The 13,984-nt window shown below is 62.2% G+C and carries 11 protein-coding genes and 1 tRNA gene; 3 read left to right on the top strand and 9 right to left on the bottom strand.

Annotated elements, in window-relative coordinates:
* The first annotated feature begins 152 nt into the window (after nucleotides 1–152).
* Both V3C85_RS13120 and V3C85_RS13115 read left to right on the top strand, forming a co-directional pair.
* Nucleotides 153–229 (top strand) — tRNA-Met (locus V3C85_RS13120).
* 249 nt (nucleotides 230–478) lie between these two features.
* Nucleotides 479–694, top strand: coding sequence for a hypothetical protein (locus V3C85_RS13115; RefSeq protein ID WP_331795555.1), 216 nt, complete (start codon nucleotides 479–481; stop codon nucleotides 692–694).
* Nucleotides 695–760: 66 nt separating this feature from the next.
* Here V3C85_RS13115 and V3C85_RS13110 read toward each other — a convergent pair whose 3' ends face one another.
* The 4 genes from V3C85_RS13110 to V3C85_RS13095 are packed head-to-tail and all read right to left on the bottom strand — an operon-like array spanning nucleotide 761 to nucleotide 4,520.
* Entirely contained in the window at nucleotides 761–1,105 is a 345-nt protein-coding gene (locus V3C85_RS13110; protein ID WP_331795553.1) for a DUF2190 family protein, read from the bottom strand.
* A 2-nt stretch (nucleotides 1,106–1,107) separates the two neighbouring features.
* Entirely contained in the window at nucleotides 1,108–1,317 is a 210-nt protein-coding gene (locus V3C85_RS13105; RefSeq protein WP_331795551.1) for a phage head-tail joining protein, read from the bottom strand.
* Nucleotide 1,318: 1 nt separating this feature from the next.
* Nucleotides 1,319–3,118, bottom strand: a complete 1,800-nt coding sequence (locus V3C85_RS13100) for a prohead protease/major capsid protein fusion protein (protein ID WP_331795549.1) — start codon at nucleotides 3,116–3,118, stop codon at nucleotides 1,319–1,321.
* Nucleotides 3,111–4,520 carry a phage portal protein gene (locus tag V3C85_RS13095; protein WP_331795547.1) on the bottom strand — a complete coding sequence of 470 codons (1,410 nt, stop codon included), beginning with the start codon at nucleotides 4,518–4,520 and terminating at the stop codon, nucleotides 3,111–3,113. The genes V3C85_RS13100 and V3C85_RS13095 overlap by 8 nt, the downstream gene beginning before the upstream one ends.
* Before the next feature lie 328 nt (nucleotides 4,521–4,848).
* Here V3C85_RS13095 and V3C85_RS13090 point away from each other — a divergent pair, with 328 nt between their 5' ends.
* A complete protein-coding gene (locus tag V3C85_RS13090; RefSeq protein ID WP_331795546.1) occupies nucleotides 4,849–6,006 on the top strand; it encodes an HNH endonuclease in 1,158 nt (385 codons plus the stop codon).
* Between the two features lie 3 nt (nucleotides 6,007–6,009).
* On the opposite strand, the gene V3C85_RS13085 is transcribed toward V3C85_RS13090, so the two are convergent.
* The 5 genes from V3C85_RS13085 to V3C85_RS13065 all read right to left on the bottom strand — a co-directional run bounded on the left by V3C85_RS13085 (nucleotide 6,010) and on the right by V3C85_RS13065 (nucleotide 13,933).
* Nucleotides 6,010–7,038: a DNA adenine methylase gene (locus tag V3C85_RS13085; RefSeq protein ID WP_331795545.1), complete on the bottom strand. Its 1,029-nt coding sequence runs from the start codon at nucleotides 7,036–7,038 to the stop codon at nucleotides 6,010–6,012.
* On the bottom strand, nucleotides 7,039–8,763 hold the full coding sequence (locus tag V3C85_RS13080) for an N-6 DNA methylase (protein ID WP_331795544.1): 1,725 nt from the start codon (nucleotides 8,761–8,763) through the stop codon (nucleotides 7,039–7,041).
* A 78-nt stretch (nucleotides 8,764–8,841) separates the two neighbouring features.
* Nucleotides 8,842–10,644, bottom strand: a complete 1,803-nt coding sequence (locus tag V3C85_RS13075; RefSeq protein ID WP_331795542.1) for a phage terminase large subunit family protein — start codon at nucleotides 10,642–10,644, stop codon at nucleotides 8,842–8,844.
* Nucleotides 10,634–11,146: a hypothetical protein gene (locus V3C85_RS13070; protein ID WP_331795540.1), complete on the bottom strand. Its 513-nt coding sequence runs from the start codon at nucleotides 11,144–11,146 to the stop codon at nucleotides 10,634–10,636. The genes V3C85_RS13075 and V3C85_RS13070 overlap by 11 nt, the downstream gene beginning before the upstream one ends.
* A gap of 339 nt (nucleotides 11,147–11,485) precedes the next feature.
* Nucleotides 11,486–13,933, bottom strand: coding sequence for a DUF7146 domain-containing protein (locus V3C85_RS13065; protein WP_331795539.1), 2,448 nt, complete (start codon nucleotides 13,931–13,933; stop codon nucleotides 11,486–11,488).
* Nucleotides 13,934–13,984: the final 51 nt, after the last annotated feature.

Here is a 13,984-nt window from a genome sequence, read left to right as displayed (position 1 = left end):
GAACTCGGACGTTAAGGTCTGACACTCCAATGGTAATGATTCTTAATACGTGGGTGTTTAGGTCACCGCAAAAACTATACAGAGACACTTCTCTCTCTCATCGATAAAACAAACCTGATCGCACCATTAAGCGCCCTCGGTCAACAACCGGACGCGGTGTGGAGCAGCCCGGTAGCTCGTCAGGCTCATAAACTGAAGGCCGCAGGTTCAAATCCTGCCCCCGCAACCAAATTTGTGCGTAAGATAACAAAGGCTTAGGCCAACGCAGGGCGCCCCACGGGGCGCTTTTTGCGTTCGCAACACAGCACAACGCGTTCCCCAAAGATTCCAAAGCCTTACGTCCAGTCCCGATTCTTCCGTGCAACACCCAAGCGACACGGAGTGGGCCGGATGTTCGCGGGACGTTCCGTGTCCGATTGAACTTGACCTCCGGGCAAACCAGAGCCGTCATGTCCTCGAAACCAACTCGGGGACCATCATGCCCAAGACCAACGACGCCGCGCTGGACGCCTTCATCGCCGCCAAGATCGAGATCGACGCCATGCTGGTTCGGCTGGCGGCGCACAGCGCCGACCACTTCGGCTACAGCCCGGAAGAGGTGAACTGGGGCCATGTCGGGACGCTGGACCATTACCGCGCCCGCCTCCGCGAAATCAGCGACATGGCGTTCCGCGAGGGCGAGCACGTAGAATGACATTGAGGCGCGAGATCGTCATTCCGGAAATCATGTTGTAATCCGCAACGCGATGTTGTGGGCTGATTACGCAGCCACGGTCCCGACGCCATCCAGCCGCACCGCAACGCTGGTAGTGCCGTTGCCCGCCGCCTCGGTGGCGATCCCCACTGGGAAGCGCCCAGCGCCCGATACGTTGATGTTCTTGGCCGTGTTATCCCACGCCACGCGTGCGCCGACCGTCAGAACCGCAGTGGTGGCTTTCGGCAGTTGGTAGACCCCTGTGGTCCCTAGCTCGACGGGATCGCCCTCGGCCGAGGAATAGGCGGCGATGCCGAACAGGGCACCGATGATCAATCCCTCGCCCGATGCGATGCCGCCTGCCGGTGCGGTCACGCGGATGATGTGCCCATTCTGGATGAAGTTCTGCATGGTCAGAGCCCTTTCGAGGATTGGATGCGGACCACGGCAACGCGCGCCGTGGTGCCGGTGATCTGCCGGTTGAGGTCGCCCAGCGCGGCGGCCATCTCGGCATCGCTGGCATAGGTCACCCGCTTGCCGTCGTATTCTACGGTGCGGACGCCCTGATAGCGGGCGGCCATCAGGGCATCGCGCCAGGCGGTGAGTTGGGCGAGGTCGGCCATCTTACGCCCCGGGGTTCTGGAACCAGCCGCGGTGGTCGATGAAGCCTGCGCCGAAATCGAGGATCACCCGGATTTCCACGCCGTCCACATCCCAACCGGACCGGCTCTCCACTTGGGGCCCTTCGTTGCCCGAGAGGTAGGCGAACTCGAGGCCGTCGATCTCTCCGGGGTCGGCGGTGACATACCAGCGGGTGGCGCTGGTCAGGCGGGGTTCGACCACCAGCGACATGGCGCCCGAGAAGGGGTTCACATCGGCGGCCGTGGCGGGCGCGATGGTCGCCAGCCATTTCTCGGCCACGGTCTCCAGCGCGGGCGGCACCAGCAGGTTCTTCGGCGTCACACGGATCACGCGGCCCTCGATGCCATTCTGCGTCCGCAGCGCCAGCCGGGCGGCCGAGAGGGTGGTGTCCGAGATCACAGCGCCCGTTGTCGCGCGGTTGCCGTGATCGACATGGAACAGCGCCTTGTTGTCCGAGAGCGTCGGGCCGTTGCCGCTGTTCGCCTCCAGGAGGGTGACAAGGATCCGTGCCTCGGTCTCGGCCGCGCCCTGACCCATGCGCCGCGCGAGGTCTGCGAAGGCACCGAGGTCGTCGTTGACCAGCACCTGCCGGGTGATGCCGATCTTCTTGGCCCAGGTCTCGATCTTGTAAGCCTCGCGGGCCTCGGCCATGGTCCCGGCTTTGATCTCGCCTGCCTCGTTCAGCTTTTCCAGCAGCGGGGCCTCACCCAGCATGATCTTGTTCACCGCCCGGAAATCCCGCGCCGAGGTCTGGCGGCCGAGGCGGCGGATTCCGGAGGGTGCGGCCTGGTAGGCATCGCGCAGCACGCGGCCCACGGTGTTGCCGAGGATGATCGGGAAGTCCGAGGTCGTATGCAGGGCGCGGGTGACGAGGGTGGCGGGCGACAGGGCCAGGGTGGACTCGCCGCGGAGCGCCAGCAGTTCCTTCGCCATGTCCACGGGCGTGGCATAGGCATAGCGGCGGGCCGGTTCGGAGAGGTCATGGCGCGGGTTGATGCGCGCATAGAGGGCCTCGCCCATCTGGCGGGCGCGAAGCGCCGGGTCGTCCTGGCTGTCGCCCATCTCGACGCGAACCTGTTCGGTGCGGATCGTCGGCGCGCTGCGGCTGGCTAGCGCCTCGAAGGCGGCGCGACGCGCGGTGTCGGCATCGGCGGCAGCGTCGATCTGGCCGTCGATCCAAGTCTGGTCCAGCCCGGCGATGCGGGCAATGGAGCGGATCTCGGTGTTGATCGTGGCGCGGGTCTGCTCCTCGGGCGGGGCGGGGGTGGTGGTGTCGGCCATATGGGTCTCCATGCGAATGTGGGCGCCGGGGTCGGCGGGCGTCGGCACCAGGGAAATCTCGTGGGGCGTCCAGCGCACGGCGGTCAGTACCCGTGCGCCGTTCTCGTTGGTCTCAGCCCATTCCTCGACCGAATAGCCGACCGAGACATGGCGCAGGATGCCTGACAGCACGTCCTGCCAGAGCGGTTCCACCTCGGGCCTAGCCGAGAAGCGGATCAGCGCCGTGCCGCGCTGGCCATCGACGGTGGCGGATTGCACGCTGCCTAACACATCGCGGACGGCAGACTGGCGATGCGCATCCAGGACGCTGGCCCCTTGCAAGCGCGACAGGTCCACCGCCTCGGGCGCAAGGCTAAGGCGTTCGATGTATTGCCCAGCCATGTCGCGGCGGCGCACGGGCGCACCGGTGGACCAAATCACCTCGACGGTGCGGTCATCGCGGTTGGCGCTTGCCGGGGCCAGGTCGGCTCGGCGGGTCAGCAGGGTGACGGTGTCAGTCATCGGCAGTATCCTCCTTAGCGGCGGGCGTGGCACCGAAGGTCAGCCCCAGCCCGTCCGACCGCGCCTTGTCGGCCGCGATCTCGGCATCGACCTGTTCGGCGTCGTAGCCGCGTTCCGAGATCGCCTGCGTCCTGCTCTTGAGGCCGGCGTTGATGGCGAGGATCTCGGCCTCGACGTCCTTCTTGGGATCGACGTAATCGAACTTGGGCGGGAGCCACTCGCAGGCGAGATAGGCGGCAGGATCGCGGTCGAAATCGCGGGCGGGCAGGTCACCCGACAGCACCGCAAGCCGTACGAAGCGTTCCCAGACCGGGCGGCAGAACAGGTGAACGACGACGTTGTGCTGCAACTGCTCGACGCGACGGCGGAACTCGATCAGCCCGGCGCGGATCGAGGAGTAGGTCACGCCCTCCAGATCGCCCGAGACCAGTTCGTACGGCAGGCCCATCCCGGCCGCGACGGCGCGCAGGTGGTTCTTCACGAAGGGCGCGTAGGCGTCGTGCTCGGTCGGGTTGGAAAAGCGGATATCAGTGCCGGGTGGCAGGGGGATCAGGCTGCCGGGCTCCATGCCCACCGTCAGCGCGCCGTTGCTGTTGGTGCCCGAAAGCCCGCCCGCCGTGCCGTCCGGATCGGTGATGAAGCCGGTGAACAGCGCCGCCACCTTGGCCTTCACCAGTGCCGCATCCTCGAACTGGTCGAGCTCATGCAGCCGCAGCAGGACCGGGGCGAGCCATGTGATCCCGCGCAACTGCCCAGCCGCCAGCGGTTTGAACAGATGCAGGCAGTCGGTGGCGGGCAGGCGCAGCGGTTCCAGTCGCAGGGAGGTCAGCGGATCGCCCGGCCGGTCGCGCATCACCCAATAGGCGGCACGCTGCCCCAAGGCGTTGAACTCGATCCCCGCCCGGATGCGTGCGCCGCCGCCGATGTCCCGATGCAGGTCGAGCGGCACCTGGTCCCGGTCCAGCAGGTCGATGTGCAGGGGAACAGCAGGGGCGTCGGGAACGACACGCAGCCGGGCGAAGCTCTCGCCGCCCTCGACCATTGCGCGCACGGCCATGGCCTGCAGCCCATAGAAGTCGGCCAGCCCACCCGGATCGGCATGATCGGTCCAGCGCAGCCACAGCATCTGCAGCCGTTCACGCACCGCCCTGTCGGGATGGGTGGATTGTGGCTTGATCCCCGCGCCGACGACATTGCCGACGAGGCTGTCCACCGCCGCCGCGACCCAAGGGTTGTTCCGCGCATACCACCCGGCCCGCCGCGCCGCCGTGGTCGCTCCCGTCAGGATCGCCGCGTTCAGCCCATCGACCGTCCGCGCCCCCTCCCAACGACGACCACCACCCGCAGCGTCAAAGCCGCGCGTGCGCGTGAACCCAAGAAGGCGATGAAGGAGCGTCCGCATGGTGCGTAGTGTCTCACGCGCGGCGGCGTCGGGGTATCAGAGCGGTTGGGAAGGATCGGGAAAGGTCCGCAACCGAGCCCGCCTAGATTTCGTCCTCCAACCGCAGCTATCAACCCACGGGGGCTAGGTCGGGAAAAGCGACCAGGAAGCAGGTGACCTTTGCGGGGAGAGTCGCATGGCAGGGTCGAAGCAAGCAATTGGGACCGCCTTGTGATGGACCATTGTGAAGGCCGTGTCCGATCTGATAGCCTTGGCTAGCGCCTAGGGCGCAACGACGGTGACGTTCTGAAATCTTGAGTATTGTGAGGGCCGATTGAAAAAAGCATCGATGCTTGTGTTCCGACGCATTACACCGGCGGATTTTTTCAACATCTATAAGGAACGCGGCGCAGAAGAAGGTGGCGGCGGTCAGTCATACATCGATGTAGATACGAGCGGCGTTTCGTTAGCGGATTGGTCCGATTTCTTTGTCGGCATCACACCGAGGTTGATGGCTCAGAGTTTTCCACAGTGGACATTCAAAGTTCAGAGTCTAAGCCTAGGTCTGGAGCAATCCCTCAAGATTAGTCAGCGACGTGGCACGACCGTTAGCATTCGCGAGCAGAAGTTAGAGAGCCGGAAGTCTAACAGAGTTCACGCGTGGCACCCGGCAAAAACTGGATTTCCGAGTCCTAAGGGCAAGCTCGCGAGTTCCGCTGATCCGCAAATCGCACCCCTAATCAAGGGTCTCGTGGTTTTCATCATTCGGGCGACGGACGGAACGTACTGGGCGGGATGGATGAGAGAGCAAGATCGTCCACTGTCTTGGGCAGTGCCTCCAGTTCTTGAGCCACTGTTTTCTGAAGACGACGGGATTATCCGATTTGTGACTGCTTTGGATTTTGACGAGACAAATCTGCATTGGCCATTCATCGCCTCAGGGGCTTCAGCCAGCGCCCCGAGTCCAAAGCCTTCTGGTGCTTCGACCTCCAGCAAGCCGTCCACTGGCCCAGCACCTGCTACTACGGTGCCTGCTGCTGGACCGGCATCACCGAATGCACCTTCCAATAAGCAGCCGAAATTTCGAGAAATGACCGAGGCGGAAGCAGCAAGCGCTCTTTTTGATGCGGACTACAGCGCTGCAACCCCGGCCGTCAAAGAGATGGTAATGAAAGTCCGAGAAAGGAATCAGAAGGCGGTAAAAGCACTCAAAGATCTATACGGCGAGTGCCAGATCACAGGATCTAAGTATACTTTTAAGAAGTCTGACGGAAAGCCATATCTCGAGGTCCACCATCTGATCCCGCTCGGCCAAGGCGGCGCCGATGCGCCTGCGAATTTGGTTGTCGTAAGCGCCCACATTCACCGAATGTTGCACTATGCAGAGGTGACAGGTCTCGATCTTACAAAGATTTCGGGCAATGAACTGCAAATTGAGATCAATGGTGAAGCGCATGTAATCCGATGGCGAGCTGACCATGCTGCAACTATAACTGGGACAGAGTGAGGTCTATTTCGTTATCTTGAATAGATACTCCTCAACCGTTCCGCCTTCTCCTCCAACATTGCTCTTGAACCTTTGGTGTATAAGGCGCTCGAAGTCGACGCGCCCAAATTCTGAGAAAAGCTGCATTAGTTCTTCTTTGCTTAGAAGCCCATCCTCGCTATAGCTAATAAGAAAGGTCTGACATTGCATTCCCCCAATAATTTTTCTGAACGAATCACGCACTCGAACCTTTGAACAAAAGTCAGAATACTGGTCGCGCCACGGCCTCAGTCCACTAACGCCAACAGCCTCAGGAGCGTCGCCACGGGCAATTGTTTCAATAATGTGATAGTTCGCCGCATACTGCCGCTTCATATATGGAGGGTCAATGTAGCAAAGGTCTGCGGAAATAGACTGAGCGAGATCCTCGGCTTGGCCCTGATAAACGTCATGATCTGTAGATATGCCCCACAGAAACGTCGATGGCCGAAGTGTGAGTTGGGTGAGTGAGGATTTGCTCCATGTCGACCGGTAGTGTCCATACGTGCCAGCAATATTTGCTACGCGATTTGCCGCCAGGACCAAGTCATGCCGCAGAAGCGAATTCTCTAGATCGGTGATTTTTCCTAGTGAACGCCACTCATTGATTTGTTGTGTTATTGCATCGATCGATGCAGCGTTTTCCGGCGAAAAATACATTCGCGGTCGTTCACCGTTGTTAGGCTGGCCTTCAGGCGAGTACTCGCGGAAGAAATGCCCAAATGTACTTGGGAGCGACTCAAGGTGTTTTAGTACCCCCAAGTAGCCGTCCTTTGAAACAGCGGCGAAAATAGGGGGGCGGTCGAGTTTCAGTCGAATGCAAGCGTGATGAAACGCATAGGACATCATATCAGAAGCGACTACTCGATAGCCGGCAACGCGCAATGCTTCGGATACGCTCGCAGTTCCGCACATAAGATCGGCGACAACTGCACCTTTTTTTACGATGCCGCCTATGCGATCGACAATAGGGCGAAGAAGCCGCGATTTGTTCCCGATGTAACGATAAGACATTTAGTCAGCCCACTGCGGCATGACGCGAAAACGACTGCCCAGCTGTAATGCACGTATCGGTTCAAGTGACTCGGCTTGGCTGAGAACGCGTTCAACCCAAGAATATGAGCTATCGTCAAAACCAAACTGCGCCGCGACAAGCCCTTCGATTTTCGCATCAAGCTTCATCGTGAGCTCATCCTTTGCTAGCGCTTGATCTACTAGAGCAGCAATTGCTTGGGCTTGCTTCCAACTTTCAGTGCCTTGTGCTGGTAGAGGAATAGGTAAACCCGAAATTACTTTTTGAGTTATATAGGGGTGTGATCGCCATTCGTTGTCGCCGTTTGTCCTGAGATGGTACGCGAGAAGTGTACGCGATCCCAAGACTCCCAGGCAATAGGACAGGAAGAAGCTCGGAACATCCAAAGCAGGGTTCTCGAAGTAGTGAAATACGACTTGATTCGTCATGCTAGGCTGATTGACGATGGCGGCCTTTATCCCAACTCCAGTTTTCCTGATCAACAGCCTGCGGCGGCTGTATACGTCTTCCGACTTGTAGTTTATTCCGCTCACCGACTTTGTGATGTAGCGACTGGGCGACGCAAAGTAGCGACCAACATCCTCTCCAACGAGAAATGGAAAGGTATTTGGATTGCTAGGCTCATCTCTTACAATTTGGACCTTTCGAAAGTCGAGCGACCTAGACGTGTGACCGCAGTTAGTGCAGGTCAGACTATCTTTTTTTGAGGCGGGTCGCGCGAAGTCGCAAACTGGGCAGACGTCTACGTGCCCAAACTTTGACAGTTCCACTCCACGCCCTGAGCAGAGCCACTGTGTCCAGTCAGAACGCCTTGTCGTGTAAGCGTGGATTTTTGCGTCTTCGGATACTGCGCTATCGATATCCCAGCGCCCAAATGGATCCTTCTGAAATCTGGATTGAGGCAGAAGGTGTGCCTTCGCCCGTCTGATTTCGTCTAAGGTTTTCTTCCCAGTAAGTACTGCGGAGCGGTCTTCTCGATTCAATCGGAGCGTTTCAACTAGATGATCGCTTCCCGGAGGAAGCTTTCTGATAATCACAATCGCGGTTCCCCGGAAAACTTCTGAAAAGAATCCTTCCCCAAGTCGAGCGATGAACGCAATCTGAACATTGGAGTGCAGAAATTCCCGCATGCGCGCGTGCTCAGGCAAGAAGATAGAGTCAGGAATGATGAACGCGGCAGTTCCAGATGGGCGCAGATTGCTAAGTGTCGCTTCAACAAAAAGGTTCCAGCTGTCAAACTGCCCCTTCGCAAAGCTATAGCCAATCGCGGTAAGTTCCTGACGCGATGCATTGAGATCAGCCCCCCAAGGTGGGTTTGCGATCACGCCATCAATACTCTTCCTTCCGAACAGGATGGCCCAAGACGGAATACGCGAACTATTCGGAGACCCAAGGGCGTCGCAATTTATAAATTGAAATTGACCCTCACCCTTCCTTTTTAGAGCAATCTCAACGGCAGATGGATCGATGTCGATCCCGACCAGTTTCATGTTTGGGCGGTTCGCTTGCACGGCACGCAGCAGTTCACCATCACCACACGCGGGGTCGCAAACTACCGCATTCGACGGAAGTGATGCCATTTCAATGAAAGTGCGGGCAACCCAGTCGGCTAGGTTTGCCGGTGTGTACACCGCGCCAAGATTTTTCTCCGCAGACTGGCGGCCACTTTCGTCTTGAAGCGAAATGGTGCTTTGCGTGGTCTGCATAGGTGGTTGCCAGTTCTTTTTCTGTGTAGAGCTTCGAAGATTGAGTGCTTAGTTTGAGCATCTTGCACAAGATATGGACTATCCCATCCATCGGGACCTTATCAAGCTTTGCTTTGTTGTGTCGGGTTGATGAAGTCGGCGGTCTCTGGCTAACACCTCTTCCACCTCTTGGTTCAACCGCATCCCCATGCTGATCAGCCCGTGCAGGGCGGCGTGTGCGTAGACGAAGGTGTCCAGCGCCTCGTTGCGTTCGCCGTCGCGCTTGGGTTGCCAGGACCGGATGGGGCGGCCCTTCTCGAAGCGGGTCACGACGCGTTCGGCGGTCAACTGGCGGAAGTAGTCGGCATCGAGGCGGCGGGGGAAGTGGATGGCGCCGGGGCCGGGTTCGGACAGCTTCAGGCGGGCGTAGACGGCGTCCTTCACAGCATCGACGCCGACGATGAAGAGCGGGATCTTTGCCTTGTTGCTGCGGGTGGGGCGACGCGGCCAGACCGGGATGCCGGGGCCGCCCCGGCCCTTGATCGCCCAGATGCGGCGGGCGAGGCGGGTGCGGCAGAACTCGTAGGCCATCTTGGTGTGGTGGCCGCCGGTGTCCACGGCGACGGCGCGCACCGGCAGGTCGCCCCAGGTGCCGTTCAGCACGCCGTCCAAGTCCGACCAGAGACGCGGGCCGGAAGGATCGCCCCAGAGCACGCGGTAGTCGATGACCCATGCTTCCTCGTCCCGGCCCCAGCCGACAACCTGCACCTCAATCCGGTCGCCTTGCACATCAACGCCCGCGGTCAGGACGGCCGCGCCGGGGGCGAGATCGCTGCCCCAGTCCTCGCGCCGGGCCATGAGGGGATCGGCGGGAACGGTGTCGCCCGCCTGATCCTCCCAGGACTCGCCCAGTTTGGTATTGACCCAGACCTGCAGGCGGGCGGGATCCTTGGCGACGCGCGCGTGCTCCTGCGCGATCTCGGCCCAAGTTTCCCATGGCGAATAGAGCGACGAAAGGTGGAACCCTGCCGTGCGGCCATCGCCCGGCGCGGTCGGGCGCCATTCGCCAGCGGCCAGCAGGCTTGGCTTGTCATGCTCATGATGCACGCCGCCGCAGGCATCGCAGACCAGATAGGCGGCGTCGCGCTGCCCCTCGGGCCAGCGGATGCGCGCCCAGGTAATCGGGGCCATGTCGCCGCAATGCTGGCAGGGGACGTGGAAATACCGCTGATCGCTGTCGAGATAGGCCGCCTCGATGCGGGAATGGCCTTTCAGGGTCGGCGTGGACACCATGTAGATCTTGCGCCGCCCCCGGAAGGTGGTGGTGCGCTGGATCGCCAGATCGACGGGGTCGCCCTCGCCATCGGCATCGCCGGGATAGCCGTCCACCTCGTCCAGGAACAGGTAGCGCACGGGCGTGGAGCGCAGGCCGACGGCGCTGTTCGCCCCGGTCATCACCAGCTGGCCGCCGGGGAAGGATTTGCGGAACAGGCTGTTCCCGGCGTCCCGCGACCTTGGGGCCGCGACCAGATCGCGCAGGGCAGGAGTGGCCTCGATCAGCGGGTCGATGCGGCCGGTGGTGTTGCGCCGGACCATGTCGAGCGAGGGCATTACCAACATGGCGATGCCGGGCGCGTTCTGGATGATGTAGCCCAGCCAGTTCAGCCCGGCCTCGGAGCCGCCGGTCTGCGCGCCCTTCATCAGCACGACCCGTTCATAGGGGCTGGAGGTGGACAGCGCGTCCATCACGGCGCGCAGATAGGGCGTGCGATCCGTGCGCCAGCGGCCCGGTTCCGCCGAGGTCGGCGGCAGGATACGATGCCGGTCAGCCCAGTCTGACACGGGGATGGGCGGTTCCGGGCGGATGCCGCGCCGCCAGGCAAGATCGATGTCAGGCACCATCGCCAAAGCTCCCAAGCGGCAGGTCGGCCAGGTGTTCGAGATGCTCCCGCATCATCCGGTCCAGCGCAGCGAAGGTGGCGCGCGGATCGGCCCCCACTTCGGCCGCCAGCAAGGGCGCGGTGCGCTGCACCCAAGCCATGTGCGCGTCCCGTTCTGCCCGCGCGCGGGCGAACACGGTGCGCGTGGCGGCGGCGGTTTCCACCAGCAGCCCCTGTTCCTTCTCGAAGGCCAGCTTGGCACGCTGCACCTTAACGATCTCATGCAGCCGCTTGGCTTCGGCCAGCGTGGTCGAGACGCGGGCAGGGGCGGCGGTGGCTCCACGCTTGTTGCGCCGGGCCGGGTCGAGGTTGTCCTCGATCCAGGCGAGGCCCACCGCCACGTCGATCCGCCCATCCGGGCGCACCGGCAGACCCTCGGCCACCAGTTGCGAGATGCGGCCCTTGGTCAGCCCGACGCGGGCAGCGAAGGCGGTCTTGGTCTCGGCGCTGTCGAGTTTAGTCATTTCCGCCCCCTGACGCTGGCGGGCCAATGCGCTGTGCTCCCCCGCATACGAATTGGCCCAAAAGGAACCGCCGCCTTCCCGATCCTTCCCAGTTGACGCCCCTCAAGACCGACCGCGGGGCGGTGCGAATGACGCAAGAATGACGCAGAAATGACGGGCTTCGGGGCGTAAGTGGTTGATAGTGTTGAGATGACGCACCCTCCCGAGCAACACTTTATATAAGGGGGGTAATGTATATTCAGGTTTGTTTGGTTTCCCCCCTTATATGAAAAGGTTCGGGCCAAGTGCGTCATCTCAACACTTTCAATGGGTTGCGCGCCAAAGTCCGTCATTCTTGCGTCACCAGTGCGTCACTGTGATGCCGAGGAAGAACCGGCCTGCGCTGGTGCGCTTGTGCTGGATCCCCGCCACCTGGGCCTGGACACGCTGGACGAAGCCGTTGATCGCGGGGATCTTCTCGGGCTTGAATCCCTCGGCCTGCGCCCAGTTCTGGAACCGCATGTAGGCATCGCGGGTGGCGAGCATCGGGCCGCCGTTCACGATGGGCACGACCTTCACGCAGGCATCGATCCACGCCAGCACCGGGTCCTCGCCCAGCACCCACTCGATCAGCGCCTCACGGCAGCTTTCCGGGATGGCGAAGTTGCGCTGGCGGATCAGCCGCGCAGCCCCCTCGACCGCCCATGCCAGCAGCAGGTCGGCTTCCTCGGAGGCGATGCGCTTGCCGATATCCTCGATGCGTTCTTCGAGGGGGATGGTGCGGGTGAAGGGGATCAGCAGCAGGCGGCGCTGCACGCCCCGATCAACGCCGCCCTTGAAGCTCGGCAACTGGTTCGCGGCGAACAGGTTCTGCGCCACAGAGCGGAACTCGACCCGACTCTTGTAGACATCGCGCCCCTCGATCGGCTCGCCGGTGACGACGGATTTGAAGATGTTGGAGGCGATGGCTTCCGGCGACAATTCGTCGGAGGCGTTCAGGAGTTTCCCGACCAGCCCGGTGACATGCCGCTCGTCGCCCATCTTGGCAGCAGGAACGCAACAGATGGCGCTGGCGGGCAAGAGGCCGCGCGCGAGGTCAAGGATCTGGCTCTTCCCGTTCTCGGCGGTCTTGCCGTGCAGCACGACGGCACGGGGCTGTACCAGGCGAGTGGCATAGCCCAGCGCGGCCGATCCGCAGACCTCGGCCAGCAGATCGCATTTTGCCTGTGCCTCCGGGTCGCCCTTGAAGCTGCCGGTCAGCAGGCGGCGCAGCATCGAGCCCTCGGGCGGGATGCCGGAGGTGCCGGGGATCCAGCGGCCGGGCAGGGTGTGACGGCAGCGGTGATTGCGATGATGCGGTTCCAGATGCGGCGTTCCGTTCGCATCAAAGCGCAGGAAGCCCGAGGCGCAGTTGATGCCAGCGGGCGGGGTGTCGAAGAAGCCGGGTTCGGCGCAGAGGGCTGCACATTCGTTCAGGACAGAGTTGACGCGGGTCTGAGTCAGCTTGACGTTCGAGGGCTCGCCTGCGGGCGTCTCGAAGCTCGCGCCGTCATAGGTGTGGACCGGCAGGCGCAATTCGTGGGCCGGGATCGCCTCCCAATGGGTGCCAATGTAACGCCAGAACTCGCCCTCGGCATGCACGATGCGGCCATGGCGTTCGGTCAAATCCTCGCGCACGCGCTTCGCCATCTCCACGTCCGACCCGATGTAGAGGCGCTTGCGACCCTGCTCGGCCTGGTCCGGGCGAAAGAGTTCGGCAGCGGCGATCCGATTGCGAATGGCCTCCTCGCCCTCGCGCAGCAGCACGTCGTTGAAGTCCTGATCCTCGGGCGGCGTGGCGATCATCACCGTCAACCCGCGCAGGGCGAGGGCGGTGGCGGCGCGAGTGATCATTCCCTCGGCCTTGCTGCCGGGCGCGTCGCCATCGCGGGCGATGATGACAGTTGCCTTTGCCGGGACGGGCGCGCGGCCGATGTTCGAGACGCCGAGACAGGCCCAGACTTCCTGACCGGTGGCCTGCCAGACTGACAGCGCGGTTTCGACACCTTCGCAAAGCACCAGCGGTTCGCGGCCGGGCAGGCGCACGGCGGAACGTTCGCCCCAGCCCTCGACTGCCTTGTTGGTGCGCTTGACGGGATTGACCGGGGCCTTCTTGCCCTCGGCTGTCAGATAGACCTGCTGGATCGCCAGCACCGTGCCTGCCGCATCCGTGGCGAGCGCGACCATCGCGCCATGGCTGCCATAGGCGTTACGGCGAAAGCGGATGCAGTCGGGGGGCTGGACGGCGATCCCGCGCCCGACCAGATAGGCGTGGGCGGGTGTGCCATTCGGGGCTTCGGTCTGGCGCACGATCTCTGCGACCTTGGCGGCGAGTTCGGCCTCCGTCAGCGCCACGGTGCGGGCCGGGCCAGATGCCGGGACGTTTGTAGGTTTGGTGGCGGTCCAGGAGGCAGGCATTTCCGCATCGCCCAGCCAGTTACGCGCCCAGTCCCAAGCAGCCTTTTCGTCCATCCCGAAGTGATGACGGATCAGTTCCGGCCCAGCGCCGCCCGTTCCGGCCTCATGGTCATACCAGCGCCCGGCATCCTTACCCGCGATTTCCACCGCGATGCTGCCTTTGGTGCCGAAGCGCAACTGCTGCGCGCTGGAAAGGGCGCGGTTCGGTGTGCCGAGCAGTTCCACGGCGAGATCGGCGATCCGGTCGTTCACCAGTTCCGCCACCCGGGCCACGGACATGCGCCGGGACGTACGACCTTTGCGCGTGGGCGGCACGTCGTTGAAGTCGAGCGGGTTGTCCTGAAGGGTCATGGGGCGGGGTTCGCTATGCATCTGATGGAAGATGGAGCCCGCGACGGGATC

Origin of the sequence: Pseudotabrizicola sp. L79 (genome assembly GCF_036553525.1) — a bacterium.
Lineage (GTDB): Bacteria > Pseudomonadota > Alphaproteobacteria > Rhodobacterales > Rhodobacteraceae > Pseudotabrizicola.
Note: the sequence above shows the minus strand (reverse complement) of the source record. Positions and strands in the feature narration are given on the sequence as shown.

Excerpts from the sequence above, each read along its gene's own strand:
- V3C85_RS13100 (WP_331795549.1), bottom strand. The coding sequence starts at position 3,118 with ATGACTGACACCGTCACCCTGCTGACCCGCCGAGCCGACCTGGCCCCG.
- V3C85_RS13075 (WP_331795542.1), bottom strand. The coding sequence starts at position 10,644 with ATGGTGCCTGACATCGATCTTGCCTGGCGGCGCGGCATCCGCCCGGAA.
- V3C85_RS13070 (WP_331795540.1), bottom strand. The coding sequence starts at position 11,146 with ATGACTAAACTCGACAGCGCCGAGACCAAGACCGCCTTCGCTGCCCGC.
- V3C85_RS13115 (WP_331795555.1), top strand. The coding sequence starts at position 479 with ATGCCCAAGACCAACGACGCCGCGCTGGACGCCTTCATCGCCGCCAAG.
- V3C85_RS13090 (WP_331795546.1), top strand. The coding sequence starts at position 4,849 with ATGCTTGTGTTCCGACGCATTACACCGGCGGATTTTTTCAACATCTAT.
- V3C85_RS13095 (WP_331795547.1), bottom strand. The coding sequence starts at position 4,520 with ATGCGGACGCTCCTTCATCGCCTTCTTGGGTTCACGCGCACGCGCGGC.
- V3C85_RS13080 (WP_331795544.1), bottom strand. The coding sequence starts at position 8,763 with ATGCAGACCACGCAAAGCACCATTTCGCTTCAAGACGAAAGTGGCCGC.
- V3C85_RS13065 (WP_331795539.1), bottom strand. The coding sequence starts at position 13,933 with ATGACCCTTCAGGACAACCCGCTCGACTTCAACGACGTGCCGCCCACG.
- V3C85_RS13110 (WP_331795553.1), bottom strand. The coding sequence starts at position 1,105 with ATGCAGAACTTCATCCAGAATGGGCACATCATCCGCGTGACCGCACCG.
- V3C85_RS13105 (WP_331795551.1), bottom strand. The coding sequence starts at position 1,317 with ATGGCCGACCTCGCCCAACTCACCGCCTGGCGCGATGCCCTGATGGCC.
- V3C85_RS13085 (WP_331795545.1), bottom strand. The coding sequence starts at position 7,038 with ATGTCTTATCGTTACATCGGGAACAAATCGCGGCTTCTTCGCCCTATT.